Origin of the sequence: Nesterenkonia sp. Act20, assembly GCF_019173455.1 — a bacterium.
GTDB lineage: Bacteria > Actinomycetota > Actinomycetes > Actinomycetales > Micrococcaceae > Nesterenkonia.
Map to the genome: position 1 here is coordinate 682,669 of NZ_JADPQH010000002.1, position 13,077 is coordinate 695,745.

The following is a 13,077-nucleotide window of genomic DNA, read 5'->3' on the forward strand; positions in this document are numbered from 1 at the left end:
GGACCCTCGGGGCCCGGTGAAGAGAATGACCCTAGGGGAAGGAGTCATGCATGGCTCACGTTCTGCTGCTCTCAGACACCCCTGACGACGCACTGCCGTCCCTGGAGCTGCTCACCCACCGGATTCGCACCTTCCCCGCGGAGGCCTCCTCGATCGTGCGGGCACCGAATGTGGATGTCACCCTGATCGATGCTCGGACCAAGCTGGCTCATGCGAGGTCGCTGTGCCAGCTGGTGAAGACCTCGATGCTCTCGCCGGTGCTGGTGATCGTCACCGAGGCCGGGCTTCCCACGCTCAACGAGTCCTGGCAGGCCGACGACTTCATCCTCGGGGAGGCCAGTCCCGGTGAGGTCGATGCGCGCATTCGGCTTGCGGCCGTCGAGACGCCTGAGGAGGCGCCGGTGGGCGAGATCCGCGCGGGCGGCATCACCATCGATGAGACCACCTACATGGCCACCATCAACGGACGGCTGCTGAACCTGACCTATAAGGAGTTCGAGCTGCTCAAGCATCTGGCGCTGCATCCGGGACAGGTCTTCACCCGTGATCGCCTGCTCCACGATGTCTGGGGCTACGACTACTTCGGCGGCACCCGGACGGTGGACGTACACATCCGACGCCTGCGCGCCAAGCTGGGCCCCGATCACGAATCACTCATCGGCACCGTGCGCAACGTGGGTTACCGCCTGGTGGTCAGCGGAACCGATGCCGCCAACACGGCCAGCACGGCCGATCCGGCGAGCGGGGACGGACAGGACGACGCCGCCTGAGCCCATGCCCGGCTCGACGGGGATCCCGCCGGCCCAGCTGATGACCGCCGGATGCGGCTCCGATACAGTGAGCCCATGAGCACAGCCGATGACACCCCAGCAGACCCGGACCAGATGATCGTCGAGCTGAGCAGCGGGGCCCCGGGGGCCGACCTCCACCGCGCTCTGCTGGAACTGGCACGGGTGGCCGAGGAGGCCGATGCCAATCCGCCGTTCTCCGAGCAGACCCTGGTGGAGCTGCACCGAGCCGCGGAACAGGGCACGCAGGGCGGCCCGCTGCGCATCGCCTACGCCTGGACCGACGGTGCCACAGATTCCCGCCTGCTGGCCGGGGCCGGCGTCGTCGTCGAAGGCGATGCAGAGGTCCCCGATGTGCTGGAGCTCGTGGTCAGGCCCAACTGCCGCCAGCGCGGGATCGGCGCCGCCCTGGTCGAGGAGCTCAGCACCGAGGTGCTGACCCCCGACTCCGGACGCGAGCGGCGCGCCTGGGCCCACGGTGAACATGATGCAGCGGCGCGGCTGGCTCGGCGCTTCGGCTGGACGCCGGTGCGAGAGCTCTGGCGCATGCGCCTGACCACGCTGGACGAGGCCCCGGCGCCGGAGCTTCCAGACTCGGTGACGCTGCGCGGCTTCCGGCCCGGCGAGGATGATCAGGCCTGGCTTGCGGCCAACGCGGCCGCCTTCGCGGATCACCCCGAACAAGGCCGGCTCACCCTGGAGGACCTGCACGCCCGCATGGAGGAGGACTGGTTCGATCCAGAGGGCTTCCTGCTCGCCTTCGAGGGCGATCAGCTGCTCGGATTCCATTGGACCAAGGTCCAGGATTCGAGTCTCGGTGAGGTCTACGCGGTCGGCGTCGTTCCCTCCGCCCAGGGTCGCGGACTCGGTCGCAGCCTCACCCTGGCAGGGATCGAGCACCTGCACCGTGCCGGGCATGACGCGATCATGCTCTACGTCGACGCGGACAATACGCCCGCCGTCACGCTGTACAAGAAGCTGGGATTCACCAAATGGGATGCTGACACCATGTACGCCCCGGCCGAGAAACACAGCACCGAACCCGCCTGATATCTTGGTTCCTCGTGAGCTCCCCCGAGACCATGACCAAGGTCCCCCGCCGCCGAACTGTCACAGTCTCCGATGACGGCACCGATGCCGAGATCCTCGCCGCAGGAGCGCTCTGCTGGCGCGTGCGCCGTGGAGAGCTCGAGGTGCTGCTGATCCACCGGCAGCGCTACGACGACTGGTCCTTCCCCAAAGGCAAGCTCGATGAGGGCGAGACCCTTCCCGAATGCGCGATCCGTGAAGTGCGCGAGGAGATCGGGCTGAAGGTCCGCCTAGGCATGCCGCTGCCGGTCACCCGCTACTCCGTGGGCAAAGCCCGCAACGGGACCGGCGGTGGAAACGGAAACGGCGGCAAAGCCAAGGAGGTCTGGTACTGGGCCGCCCAGGTCTCCGAGGGCGCACCTGTCCCCGACGGCGATGAGGTGGACGAGACCGCCTGGGTCAGCGTGGAACGAGCCCGCGAGATGCTCACGAACCCCGGCGACGTGCTGCCGCTGGACGAGCTGGAGAACCTCCACCAGCAGCAGCGGCTGCACACCGCGCCCTTCATCGTGCTGCGTCACGCCAAGGCCAAGCCCCGCTCGTCCTGGTCCCGCGCAGAGTCCGAGCGCCCGCTGGCCGCCACGGGGAAGCGGCAGGCCCGGTCGGTGGAGCGGCTGCTAGTCTGCTGGCGCCCGAGGCACCTCGAGTCCAGCCCCTGGAAGCGGTGCGAAGAGACCATCGCTCCCTACGTGAAGGCTCACCGCAACCGCGCCACATACCGCAAATCGTTGACGGAGAAACGTGCGGAGGCTCATCCCGAGCGGACCAGAACACGCACACGCCGGTGCCTGGAGCTGCTGCTGCCCACGCTGATCTGCACCCACCGCCCGGTGCTGCCGCTGATCCTGGAGACGATGACGGGGTGGTTCCAGTCGGCGGAGCTCGGCCTCGCGCTGCCACAGGAGGACCCCTATCTGCGCCCCGGCGCGGTGCTCGTCGCGCAGCAGGCCATGGACCGCGGCGGTGAGATCGTCGCCCTCGAGGTCTATGAGCCTTTTGAGGACTGATCGGTCGCACACTCCTGACAAGGGGTGACTGTGACCGGTACTCTCTGTGCATGACTGCGCAGAAGAACGTCCATCCCACCGCAGAGCTTCGCATCGACGAAGATCGGGGACGTGCCGAGCTGTGGGACAGCATCAACGGTCAGCGCACCTTCATAGGATTCGTGGGATTCGCCCCGGAGACCCGGCGCGGCCAGGAGGTCACCCTTCTCCAGCACACCATCGTGCACCCGCAGCACAGCAGGCAGGGCTATGCACGCTGCCTGGTGACCCTGCTGCTGGAGGAGTTCAAGGCCGAGGGCCGGCTCTTCGCCTCCGAGTGCACCTATATCGACGCCTACCTGCGCCGGTACCCGGAGTACCGCGCACAGCAGGCCAGCGCCTGAGTCCGCCGGCTGGTCACACTGCCGGGGACATCTCCACCGGACTACAGACCACGCGCCCCGGTGGTCACACTCCCCCGGTATGCTGTGGTCCGTGAACTCGACGATCCCCACCCCGTACGAGGACCTGCTCGCAGATGTGCTGAACTCCGGCGCGGCCAAGTCTGACCGGACTGGAACAGGCACCACCAGCGTGTTCGGCCGCCAGATCCGGTTCGACCTCGCGAAGTCCTTCCCCCTGGTGACCACCAAGCGTGTCCACTTCAAGTCCGTGGCGCTGGAGCTGCTCTGGTTCCTGCGCGGTGACTCCAACGCCCGCTGGCTGCAGGAGCGCGGAGTGCGCATCTGGAACGAATGGGCCGATGAGGACGGCGAACTCGGCCCCATCTACGGCGTGCAGTGGCGCTCCTGGCCCACCCCCTCGGGGGAGGACATCGATCAGATCTCGGATCTCATCACCTCGCTGAAGACCAATCCCGATTCGCGTCGACATCTGGTCACCGCCTGGAATCCGGCGCAGATCTCCGAAATGGCGCTGCCGCCCTGTCACATCATGTTCCAGTTCTATGTGGCCGACGGCAGGCTCTCCTGCCAGCTGTATCAGCGCAGCGCCGACATGTTCCTCGGCGTGCCGTTCAACATCGCCTCCTACTCGCTGCTCACTCGAATGGTGGCGCAGCAGGTCGGACTCGAGCCTGGCGAGTTCATCTGGACCGGCGGGGACTGCCACATCTACGACAACCACCAGGACCAGGTGCGCGAGCAGCTCTCCCGCACCCCCTACCCGGCCCCCCGGCTGGAGATCCGGCGCCGTCCGGAATCGATCTTCGAATACGAGCTCGAGGACTTCGAGGTCCAGGACTACCAGCATCACCCCGCCATCAAGGCGCCCGTCGCTGTATGACCTCACCCCACGCAGAGATCGGCATGATCTGGGCGCAGACGGCCTCCGGAGTGATCGGCGACGACGGCGGCATGCCCTGGCACCTTCCCGAGGACCTCGCGCACTTCAAGGAGCAGACACATGGATGCCCGGTGGTCATGGGACGCCGGACCTGGGAATCCTTCCCGGCGAGGTACCGGCCCCTGCCGGGCAGGACGAACATCGTGATCACCCGTGATCAGCAGGCCGCCGCGGAGATCACCCGACTCGGCGGCCGGACCGTGACGAGTCTCGATTCCGGGCTGGAGCTCGCAGCCGGCTCCGGCGCGGGGAAGATCTGGATCATCGGCGGTGGTCGGGTCTACGCCGAGGCCGTGGAACGCTCAGCGGCGGAGCTGGCGGTGATCACCGTGATCCAGACCGAGGTCTCCGGCGACACCTCGGCTCCGAAGCTCAGCGATGAGTGGAGGCTGGAGCGCCGCGATCCCCCCACCGGCTCCCGCCGCAGCGCCAACGGGCTGGAGTATCACATCGAGACGCACCGACGCGGAGACGGTTCCTCGCGACACCTCCGGGAAGGAGGCTGAGATGGCCGCGAACCTGCGCACCGACCACGCCCACGCCCACGGGGAGAATGGGACCAGCGGTGCACCCTCCACCGCGGTGCTGGGCATGGTCGGCTACGTGATCTTCCCGATCCTCGCCCTGGTCACGGTGGCCCTGGGATTCATCCTGGTGCTCAATGAGCGTCTGGTGCCCGGCCTGATCTTCATCCTGATCATCGCCCAGGTCTGGGTCATCGGAGGTCTGTGGGCTCATTTCCGGCGTCGTCGGCTGGTGGCGCCCGGAACTGGTGACGAGCACCTCTGACGCGCCGCAGCGACTCCGCTACCCTGGAGCTATGACTTCTGTTGTCTCCTCCTCCGCGTCCCCTGCCCTTTCTGCCGTGACCGGCGAGACCCCCTCAGTGGGTCTGATCGGATGGCGCGGCATGGTCGGTTCTGTGCTGATCCGCCGCATGCTCGATGAGGGCGATTTCGCCCACATCAATCCGGTGTTCTTCTCCACCTCCAATGCTGGAGGCCAGGCCCCGAGCTTCGACGGCGTGACGCCGGAGGAGACCACCCTGCAGGACGCCTTCGACCTGGACACTCTGGTGAAGCTGCCCATCATCGTGACCGCCCAGGGCGGGGACTACACCAGCGAGGTCTACCCCAAGCTGCGTGAGGCAGGCTGGAACGGCATCTGGATCGACGCCGCGTCCACCCTGCGGATGGCCGAGACCTCGATCATCGCGCTGGACCCGATCAATCGGGACGTCATCGACGCCGGTCTCAAGGCCGGGGTCAAGGAGTTCATCGGGGGCAACTGCACCGTCTCGAACATGCTCATGGGACTGGGAGGACTGTTCAAGGAAGACCTGGTCGAGTGGGGCACCGCGATGACCTACCAGGCCGCGTCCGGCGGCGGAGCCAAGCATATGCGCGAGCTGCTGACCCAGTTCGGCACCCTGCACTCGGCGGTCGCCGAGCAGATGGCGGATCCCGCCTCCGCGATCTTGGAGATCGACCGCGGGGTGCTCGCGGCGCAGAAGAAGGACCTCGACGCCTCTCAGTTCGGAGTGCCGCTCGCCGGGTCGCTCATCCCCTGGATCGACGCCGATCTGGGCAACGGCGTGGCCAAGGAGGAGTGGAAGGCCGGGGTGGAGACCAATAAGATCCTGGGGCGTGGGGAGAATCTGGCGCCGGGCGTCGCGGCTCGCGGCGCGGCATTGCCGTTCGACTCACTCTGCGTCCGGGTGGGCGCGCTGCGCTCGCACTCCCAGGCATTGACGCTCAAACTGCGCGAGGATCTCCCGCTGGCGCAGATCGAGGAGGTCATCGCCTCCGGCACCGAGTGGGCCAAGCTCGTCCCGAACGAGAAGGCCGCCACGATGGAGCAGCTCACACCCGTCGCCGTCACCGGCACGCTGGACGTCCCCGTGGGACGAGTCCGCAAGCTGGAGATGGGCCCCGAGTACATCTCGGCGTTCACCGTCGGTGACCAGCTGCTGTGGGGCGCGGCAGAGCCGCTGCGCCGGATGCTGCTCATCGCGATCGGCAAGCTCTGACTCGCGCCTGACGCGCCACGAACGGAGCCGCCCCAGCCTGACGCTGGGGCGGCTCCGTTCGTCTCAGAGTGCGTGACCGATCAGCACCGGCTCCTGATGCATGGTGATCCCGAATCGCGTGCGAACCTGATCGCGCGCCGCTCGCGCGACGGTGAGCAGATCATCGGTGGTCGCCGCGCCACGGTTGGTCACCGCGAGCGTGTGCTTGGTGGACAGCGAGGCCCGACCCTCCGCAATGCCTCTGCCCTGGGCGCCACGCCCCGCGGCTGGCCCGTCCGGAAGCCCGAATCCTTTGCCACAGCCCGCCTGATCGATCAACCAGGCGGCGGAGAGTTTGACCAGCGGCCTGCCGGAGTCATCGGTGCCGGCGGAGAACTTCGGGGCGTCGGCGGGAAGCGCGGCGGCCGTCTCCCGCGGCACGATCGGATTGGTGAAGAAGGAACCCGTGGACCAGGTGTCGTGGTCGGCGTCGCTGAGCACCATGCCCTTGCCCGCGCGCAGCCGCAGCACGGTCCGGCGAACCTCCCCCAGCGGCGCGCGTCGCTCGTGATCCGCGCTTTCGGCGTCCAGGCCCAAGGTCCTGGCAAGTTCGCCGTAGCGCACCGGGGCCGAGAGCCCGTCGGGGCGGTTCTGCAGCAGGAAGCGCACCGAGAGCGCCACATAGCGCGGAGAGCCATGCACGGTGGTCTGTTTCAGCAGCGAGTCCCGGTAGCCGAACCGCAGCTGCTCCTTGGTGAAGCTGATCAGCTCGCCCCGCGCGCGGTCGAAGACCTGGACGTCCTTGAGCGTCTGCGCGACGTCGGCGCCGTAGGCGCCCACGTTCTGCACCGGCACTGCGCCGGTGGAGCCGGGAATCCCGGAGAGCGCCTCGAGACCGGTGAGGCCTCGGGCGACGCTGAACCGTACGGCGTCGTCCCAGTCATGCCCCGCCGCGACGCTCATCAGCACCTTGCCGGCGCTGTGCTCCTCAGTGTCGATCCCGGAGAAGGCGAGCTGCAGCACGGTGCCGGGGAAGCCCTCCTCGCTCACCAGGAGATTGGAGCCTCCGCCGAGCACGATCAGAGTGTCGCGGCCCGCTTCGCGCTCATGTTCTTCAGGCAAGGGGTGCGCGCGGAGCACCTCGAGCGCCTGGTCCTGGGTCTCGGCCCGGATCCAGCGGCCCGCTGGGCCTCCGACCCGGGCGGTGGTGTGGTCACGGAAGCGGCCGGAGGGGCCGCCGGAGCGGGAGTCGACGCTGGTCACAGCGCAGAGCCTACCGGGCTGAACCGAGAATCAGCATCCCGGCCGTGAAGTGTGTCCCGGCGCTCGGCGGCTCACTCCGCAAGCGGATTCAGCACGCGGCGCAGGAAGTCCTGGGTGCGCGGCTGCTGCGGGCTGCCGATGACTTCGGTGGCAGGGCCTTCTTCGACCACGAGGCCCTGATCCATGAACACCACTCGGTCTGCGACCTCACGTGCGAAGCCCATCTCGTGGGTGACCACGAGCATCGTCATCCCAGCCTCGGCAAGCTTGCGCATGCTGGCCAGGACGTCTCCCACCGTCTCGGGATCGAGCGCGGAGGTGGGCTCGTCGAAGAGCATCAGCTGCGGCTTCATGGTCAAAGCTCGGGCGATGGCCACTCGCTGCTGCTGTCCTCCGGAGAGCTGATCGGGCCGGCGGTCAGACAGGTGCTTCAGCCCCACCGTGTCCAGCTGTGCCAATGCCTCGGCCTCGGCCTCCGCCTTGGACTGCCCGAGCACCCGGCGCGGGGTGATCGTGCAGTTCTCCAGCACGCTCAGGTGCGGGAACAGGTTGAACTGCTGGAAGACCATGCCGATCTGCCGGCGCATGGCATCGAGGTTCACATCCGGGTGGGTGGCCTCGTGCTCCCCGACCGTGATGGTGCCCGCGTTGGGGTTCTCGAGCCGGTTCACGCAGCGCAGCAGGGTCGACTTTCCCGAGCCGGAGGCACCGATCAGACACACCACCTCGCCGGGAGCAACTTCCATGTCGATGCCCTTGAGCACCTCGTTGTCCCCGAAAGACTTGTGCAGTCCGGAGATCGTCACGCCGGCCGCGCTGTACGCGCCTGCCGCCTGGAACTGGTCAGCGCCCTGCGTCGCGGCATCTGTGGTCTGGTTCTGACTCATCCTCGACTCCACCTCTACTTCTTCCCCGTGCGCGGGCTGCGGTGCTCCATGCGGCGTGCGAGCAGCGAGAGCGGCACGGTGAGCAGCAGGTAGCAGAAGCCGGCGATCACCAGCGGCGTGAGTCCGGCCTGATAGATGTTGATCCCGTCGCGGCCCATCTTGGTGAGCTCTGCGGCGCCGCCGGCCATGCCGACCACGAAGATCAGCGAGGAGTCCTTGGTCAGCAGGATCGCCTCATTGGTGAGCGGGGGCAGCACGATTCTGAAGGCCTGCGGGATCTGGATGGTCACCATCGCTCGCCAGGCCGGCATGCCCAGGGCGCGGGCTGCTTCGATCTGACCCTTGGGGACCGCCTGCAGACCTGCGCGCAGCGTCTCCGCGATATACGCGCTGGCCACGATCGCCAGCGCGGAGCCGGCGATCTGAAGGGTGGAGAGATTCACGCCGAAAGCCAGCGACGCACCGAAACCGAGCGCGATGAACACCAGGATCGCAGGGATTCCTCGGAAGAACTCGATATAGCCGGTGGCGACCCACCGGTAGACCGGGAACGAGGACATGCGCATGAGCGCCAGCAGCGTCCCTCCGAGCAGGCCGAAGACGAAGCCCACCACGGTGTACTTGACTGTGTTGAACAGTCCCACCGTGATGATCTCCGGGAACATCGGCCCGAGGTTCTCGATGGAGAAGAAGCTGTTGCGGATCGCGGACCAGTCGACCATCACGGCCAGCACGATCACGACCGCAAGGAAGATTCCTGCTTGGATCCCGAGGCTCACTCGCGCTCGGTCACGGGTTGTCATGGCCATGGGGCTTAGTTTTCGCCCTCGTCGGCGGACTCTTCCTCGGTGGGCTCTTCCTCGGCAGCCTCATCTTCCGCTGCTTCTTCATCGAGCTCTTCGGGGGTGTCTCCCTCGCGGAACCAGCGGTCTTCGATCTCCTGCATGCCGCCGGAGGCCTCGAGTTCGGTGAGGACCTCGTTGACCGCTTCGATCAGCTGGTCGTTCTCCGAGGCGGCTGCAATGCCGAGCTGCTCGCCGGTGTCGATCTCTTCGATGAACTCCGCGGTGTCGGATTCCCCGGCCTGGTAGCCCAGGATGGAGATGTTGCCGATCGCGGCGTCGACCTGGCCGGACTCGAGTCCCTGGATGAGCAGACCGGAGTCGGTGTACTCGCGGACCTCGTAGCCGTTCTCCTCGGCGTAGGTGGCGCCGGTGGTCTCCGTCTGCACGCCGACGGTGAGGCCCTCGAGGTCATCGAGGGAGGTGACGTCTGCCTCGGTGGCGGCCATCAGGCCCAGGTTGTCGTCGAGGTAGGGCTCGGAGAAGAGCATGTTCCCGGCGCGCTCCTCGGTGATGGTCATTCCGGAGATGGCAAGGTCACAGGTCCCCGCGTCCAGCGCAACACCGGACTGGATGCCTTCGAACCCGGTCTGCACGACCTCGAGCTCGGCGCCCATGGCGTCGGCGATGGTCTGGGCGATGTCGATGTCGAAGCCGACGACGGTGCCCTCCTCGTCGAAGTACTCGAACGGCGGATAGGGCACATCGGAGCAGACCTGCAGGGTGCCCTCGTTGTTGAGCTCGACCTCACCGAGATCGACGTCCACAGTGACCTCGTTCTGCGGCTCGGCTTCGACGCTCTCGTCAGCCTCATCGCCACCACCGCAGGCAGTGAGGACAAGCGCTGCCAGCGCGGAGGCGCCTACGGCCTTGGCCGCGGTCTTATGCATAGGCATTATTGGATCCTTAGGTTGGTCGGCGCATCTGGACTCAGACGGTCCCCGCGATTATACGGTCATGCTGTGTTTCAGCCCTATGTCGGCCGGGCACAGGCTTGACGGAGCTTCTTCCCCGGCGGACCGCTCAGAGCAGCACGACCGCCTGCGACTTCGCCAGCACCTTGGTCCGTGTCGGCTCCTGGTCAGGTTCCTCAGTGGGGCTCTGCCCCTGCGCCTCGGCGGCGGGCTGGAGCATCTCCACGGTGAGATCGATCCTGACCCGACGCTCCTCGGCGTCCACTGCGCCGATCTTGCCGGTGATGAGCAGCCGCGCCGTCGGGCTCTCGGGCGATCCGGTCTGCACATCGGGCACCGGGACCGGTTTCGTGAACCGCGCCTGATAGTCGACGACGGCGCCCGGGTCGCCGGCCCAGTCGCTGACCAGTCCGACGGCGGAACCCATGGTGAGCATGCCGTGGGCGATGACACCGTCGAGGCCGACCTCGCGGGCGAAACGGTCGTTCCAGTGGATGGGGTTGTGGTCTCCGGAGGCCGCGGCATAGCGCAGCAGATCGGCGCGGGAGAAGCTCAGCTCACGGGAGCCGATCTGCTGACCCTTCTCCAGGTCGGCGAGCACGGGCTTGTTCACGCGGGATCCTCCTCGGTGCGGACCAGCAGGCTGGAGGTGACGGTGGCGCGGGGTTCGCCGTCGGCTGCACTGATCTCAACCCGGGTGGTCACCATCGCTCCGGCGCCCATGCTGCGGATGCGTTCCAGAGTGACCTGTGCCGCAAGGGTGTCACCGGCAAGGATCGGGTGCTGGTGGGTGAAGCGTTCCTCGGCATGGACCACGCGGGAGAAGTCGATGCCGGCCTCGGCGTCGTTGACCACGGCCGCCTCCGCACGCTGGGCGATGATCACGGCGAAGCTCGGCGGCGCCACGAGGTCACGGTGCCCCAGCGCCTGGGCGGCCTCGAGTTCATGGTGCGCGGGGTGCGACGCCTTGACGGCCTGTGCGAACTCGCGGATCGCCTCGCGGCTGACCTGGTACGGGGCAGCGGGCGGGTACTGGTGCCCCTGCCTGTCTGGATTGATCATTCAGTCTTCCTCGGTGGCTCGGCGGGACAGGATCTGTGCGGCCTGGCGCCTGCGCAGACCGATCGCGATCAGGTGGCTCAGGATCCCGGCCCCCAGGCAGAACAGCCCGAAGCTGCGCAGCGAACCTGCGCCGTCGGCCGGTTCCATGACGGCGGCCAGGATCACCAGCACGACCCCGATGCCGGTGGCCGCCATGCCGGTCACCAACGTCACGCGGTAGGCGCGCGTCCCGCTGCTCCACGGGTCGAAGGACTGAGTGCTCACGGCGGACAGCCTACAGGTGCGCCCCCGCGGAACCCGACAACCTCACAGTGCACAGCGGTGGCTATGAGGCTGGTTTATCGCGACGGAAATGCGGCGCTCCCCTGACGGAAACACGGCATTGCCACAGTGAAGGTGTCACCGCCCGACCCTGAACGGCACATTGCGCGGCGCAGGCCCGTGAGACCCCAGGAAGCAGGAGATCAGGATGAACCCGCAGCTTTCCACGACCGAAGCACCCGCACCGACGACCAGCGGTCCAACCGACCGACTCGTGCTGAAGGATGGCCGTTGGATCACCAACTGGCAGCCCGAGAACAAGGACTTCTGGGAGGGCCCGGGGCGGACGACGGCACGCCGGAACCTGATCTGGTCCGTCTTCTGCGAGTTCCTGGGCTTCGCGGTCTGGCAGCTTTGGTCGGTGACCGTCGTCTTCCTCCCGCTGGTTGGCTTCGACCTGACCACCTCCGAACAGTTCTGGCTGGTCTCGCTGCCTCCTCTGGTCGGAGCCACACTGCGCATCCCGTACAGCTTCATGGTGGCCATGGTGGGTGGTCGGAACTGGACCATCATCTCTGCGCTGCTGCTGCTGATCCCCACCGTGGCCATGACGCTGACCTTGGGCAACCCGGAGACTCCGCTGTGGGCGCTGTTCGCCATCGCCGCCGCGGCAGGCTTCGGCGGCGGAAACTTCGCCTCCTCGATGGCCAACATCACGTACTTCTACCCGGCCAGAGAGAAGGGAGCGGCGCTCGGTCTTAACGCCGCCGGTGGAAATCTCGGCGTGGCTGTCGCCCAGTTCACAGTGCCGATCGTGGTCACGGCCTTCGCGTTCGGAACGCTGCAGCCAAACCTTCCTGCCGCCGGGCTGTTTTGGATTCCCTTCATCCTGCTCGCCGCCTGGGGCGCGAAGACGTACATGCACAACCTCTCCCACGCGAAGAACGACATCCGGGGCTCGCTCTCCGCGCTCAAGGAGAAGCACCTCTGGATCATCTCGCTGATCTACATTGGCACGTTCGGGTCCTTCATGGGGTTCGGCTCGGTCTTCCCCACGCTGATCAACATGCAGTTCCCGGAGTTCTCCAGCTTCGAGCTGCTCGGGGCGGCGCTCTCGCTGGCCTTCATGGGCCCACTGGTGGGCTCGCTCGCACGCCCCTACGGCGGAAGGCTCGCTGACCGCGTGGGGGGCGCTCGAGTGACCATCGTCAGCTTCCTCGCCATGGCGGCCGTCACCGCCGCCGTCGTGCTGACACTGCGGCTGGCGAACTTCTGGCTCTATCTGGTCCTGTTCCTCGCGCTGTTCATGCTGACCGGCGTCGCCAACGGATCGAGCTACCGGATGATCCCCCTGGTATTCCGGCTCTCGGTCGACCCGATGGATCGGGTGGGCCATGAGCGCAAGGCCTCCTCCGCACTGGGCCTGATCGGAGCGATCGGCGCCTATGGGGGTTTCGCCATCCCGCAGATTCTGCGCATCGCCAATGAATCCACCGGGTCCTTCGATCTTGCCTTCTGGGCCTTCGCCGCCGGTTATGTGGCTCTGGCTGGGCTGACCTGGATGGTCTATATGCGGCCAGGGACCGTCTTCGCCCGGGCGAACGTCTGATGG

At 67.0% G+C, this 13,077-nt stretch carries 16 protein-coding genes; 9 read left to right on the top strand and 7 right to left on the bottom strand.

The annotated features are described in order from the left end of the window. The first annotated feature begins 50 nt into the window (after positions 1–50). The 8 genes from IY716_RS12845 (at position 51) to asd (ending at position 6,257) form a co-directional block, all read left to right on the top strand. Positions 51–770, top strand: a complete 720-nt coding sequence (locus tag IY716_RS12845) for a response regulator transcription factor (RefSeq protein WP_218222046.1) — start codon at positions 51–53, stop codon at positions 768–770. A gap of 75 nt (positions 771–845) precedes the next feature. Continuing rightward, positions 846–1,838, top strand: a complete 993-nt coding sequence (gene mshD / locus IY716_RS12850; protein ID WP_218222047.1) for a mycothiol synthase — start codon at positions 846–848, stop codon at positions 1,836–1,838. 14 nt (positions 1,839–1,852) lie between these two features. Continuing rightward, the gene (locus tag IY716_RS12855) at positions 1,853–2,884 is read left to right on the top strand and encodes an NUDIX domain-containing protein (RefSeq protein ID WP_369699717.1); all 1,032 of its coding nucleotides are present in this window, start codon (positions 1,853–1,855) and stop codon (positions 2,882–2,884) included. A 50-nt stretch (positions 2,885–2,934) separates the two neighbouring features. Then, positions 2,935–3,267 (top strand): GNAT family N-acetyltransferase, encoded by a 333-nt coding sequence (locus IY716_RS12860; RefSeq protein WP_218222048.1) that lies wholly within the window; start codon positions 2,935–2,937, stop codon positions 3,265–3,267. A gap of 79 nt (positions 3,268–3,346) precedes the next feature. Beyond that, positions 3,347–4,168 (top strand): thymidylate synthase, encoded by an 822-nt coding sequence (locus tag IY716_RS12865; RefSeq protein WP_218222049.1) that lies wholly within the window; start codon positions 3,347–3,349, stop codon positions 4,166–4,168. Continuing rightward, positions 4,165–4,734 (top strand): dihydrofolate reductase, encoded by a 570-nt coding sequence (locus tag IY716_RS12870; RefSeq protein WP_218222050.1) that lies wholly within the window; start codon positions 4,165–4,167, stop codon positions 4,732–4,734. The genes IY716_RS12865 and IY716_RS12870 overlap by 4 nt, the downstream gene beginning before the upstream one ends. Position 4,735: 1 nt before the next feature. After that, positions 4,736–5,017: an NF038396 family protein gene (locus IY716_RS12875; protein ID WP_218222051.1), complete on the top strand. Its 282-nt coding sequence runs from the start codon at positions 4,736–4,738 to the stop codon at positions 5,015–5,017. Between the two features lie 31 nt (positions 5,018–5,048). Beyond that, positions 5,049–6,257: an aspartate-semialdehyde dehydrogenase gene (asd, locus tag IY716_RS12880; protein ID WP_218222052.1), complete on the top strand. Its 1,209-nt coding sequence runs from the start codon at positions 5,049–5,051 to the stop codon at positions 6,255–6,257. Between the two features lie 63 nt (positions 6,258–6,320). On the opposite strand, the gene IY716_RS12885 is transcribed toward asd, so the two are convergent. The 7 genes from IY716_RS12885 to IY716_RS12915 form a co-directional block, all read right to left on the bottom strand. Next, positions 6,321–7,499, bottom strand: a complete 1,179-nt coding sequence (locus IY716_RS12885; RefSeq protein WP_218222053.1) for a UDP-N-acetylmuramate dehydrogenase — start codon at positions 7,497–7,499, stop codon at positions 6,321–6,323. Between the two features lie 71 nt (positions 7,500–7,570). Then, on the bottom strand, positions 7,571–8,386 hold the full coding sequence (locus tag IY716_RS12890; RefSeq protein WP_218222054.1) for an amino acid ABC transporter ATP-binding protein: 816 nt from the start codon (positions 8,384–8,386) through the stop codon (positions 7,571–7,573). Positions 8,387–8,400: 14 nt separating this feature from the next. Continuing rightward, positions 8,401–9,195 (bottom strand): amino acid ABC transporter permease, encoded by a 795-nt coding sequence (locus IY716_RS12895; protein ID WP_218222055.1) that lies wholly within the window; start codon positions 9,193–9,195, stop codon positions 8,401–8,403. A 5-nt stretch (positions 9,196–9,200) separates the two neighbouring features. Then, a complete protein-coding gene (locus tag IY716_RS12900) occupies positions 9,201–10,124 on the bottom strand; it encodes an ABC transporter substrate-binding protein (protein ID WP_255316765.1) in 924 nt (307 codons plus the stop codon). 127 nt (positions 10,125–10,251) lie between these two features. After that, on the bottom strand, positions 10,252–10,755 hold the full coding sequence (locus IY716_RS12905) for a MaoC family dehydratase (protein WP_218222056.1): 504 nt from the start codon (positions 10,753–10,755) through the stop codon (positions 10,252–10,254). Next, complete coding sequence (locus IY716_RS12910) at positions 10,752–11,204, bottom strand: MaoC family dehydratase N-terminal domain-containing protein (protein ID WP_218222057.1); 453 nt, start codon at positions 11,202–11,204, stop codon at positions 10,752–10,754. Before IY716_RS12910 ends, IY716_RS12905 begins: the two co-directional genes overlap by 4 nt. After that, entirely contained in the window at positions 11,205–11,468 is a 264-nt protein-coding gene (locus IY716_RS12915) for a hypothetical protein (RefSeq protein WP_218222058.1), read from the bottom strand. A 205-nt stretch (positions 11,469–11,673) separates the two neighbouring features. Between IY716_RS12915 and IY716_RS12920 the strand changes: the two genes are divergently transcribed. Beyond that, positions 11,674–13,074, top strand: a complete 1,401-nt coding sequence (locus IY716_RS12920; protein ID WP_218222059.1) for an MFS transporter — start codon at positions 11,674–11,676, stop codon at positions 13,072–13,074. The last annotated feature ends 3 nt before the right edge of the window (positions 13,075–13,077 follow it).

Coding starts and splice junctions, on each gene's coding strand:
- IY716_RS12895 (WP_218222055.1), bottom strand. CDS start 9,195: ATGGCCATGACAACCCGTGACCGAGCGCGAGTGAGCCTCGGGATCCAA.
- IY716_RS12870 (WP_218222050.1), top strand. CDS start 4,165: ATGACCTCACCCCACGCAGAGATCGGCATGATCTGGGCGCAGACGGCC.
- IY716_RS12920 (WP_218222059.1), top strand. CDS start 11,674: ATGAACCCGCAGCTTTCCACGACCGAAGCACCCGCACCGACGACCAGC.
- IY716_RS12910 (WP_218222057.1), bottom strand. CDS start 11,204: ATGATCAATCCAGACAGGCAGGGGCACCAGTACCCGCCCGCTGCCCCG.
- mshD (WP_218222047.1), top strand. CDS start 846: ATGAGCACAGCCGATGACACCCCAGCAGACCCGGACCAGATGATCGTC.
- IY716_RS12845 (WP_218222046.1), top strand. CDS start 51: ATGGCTCACGTTCTGCTGCTCTCAGACACCCCTGACGACGCACTGCCG.
- IY716_RS12900 (WP_255316765.1), bottom strand. CDS start 10,124: ATGCCTATGCATAAGACCGCGGCCAAGGCCGTAGGCGCCTCCGCGCTG.
- IY716_RS12865 (WP_218222049.1), top strand. CDS start 3,347: ATGCTGTGGTCCGTGAACTCGACGATCCCCACCCCGTACGAGGACCTG.
- IY716_RS12860 (WP_218222048.1), top strand. CDS start 2,935: ATGACTGCGCAGAAGAACGTCCATCCCACCGCAGAGCTTCGCATCGAC.
- asd (WP_218222052.1), top strand. CDS start 5,049: ATGACTTCTGTTGTCTCCTCCTCCGCGTCCCCTGCCCTTTCTGCCGTG.
- IY716_RS12875 (WP_218222051.1), top strand. CDS start 4,736: ATGGCCGCGAACCTGCGCACCGACCACGCCCACGCCCACGGGGAGAAT.
- IY716_RS12890 (WP_218222054.1), bottom strand. CDS start 8,386: ATGAGTCAGAACCAGACCACAGATGCCGCGACGCAGGGCGCTGACCAG.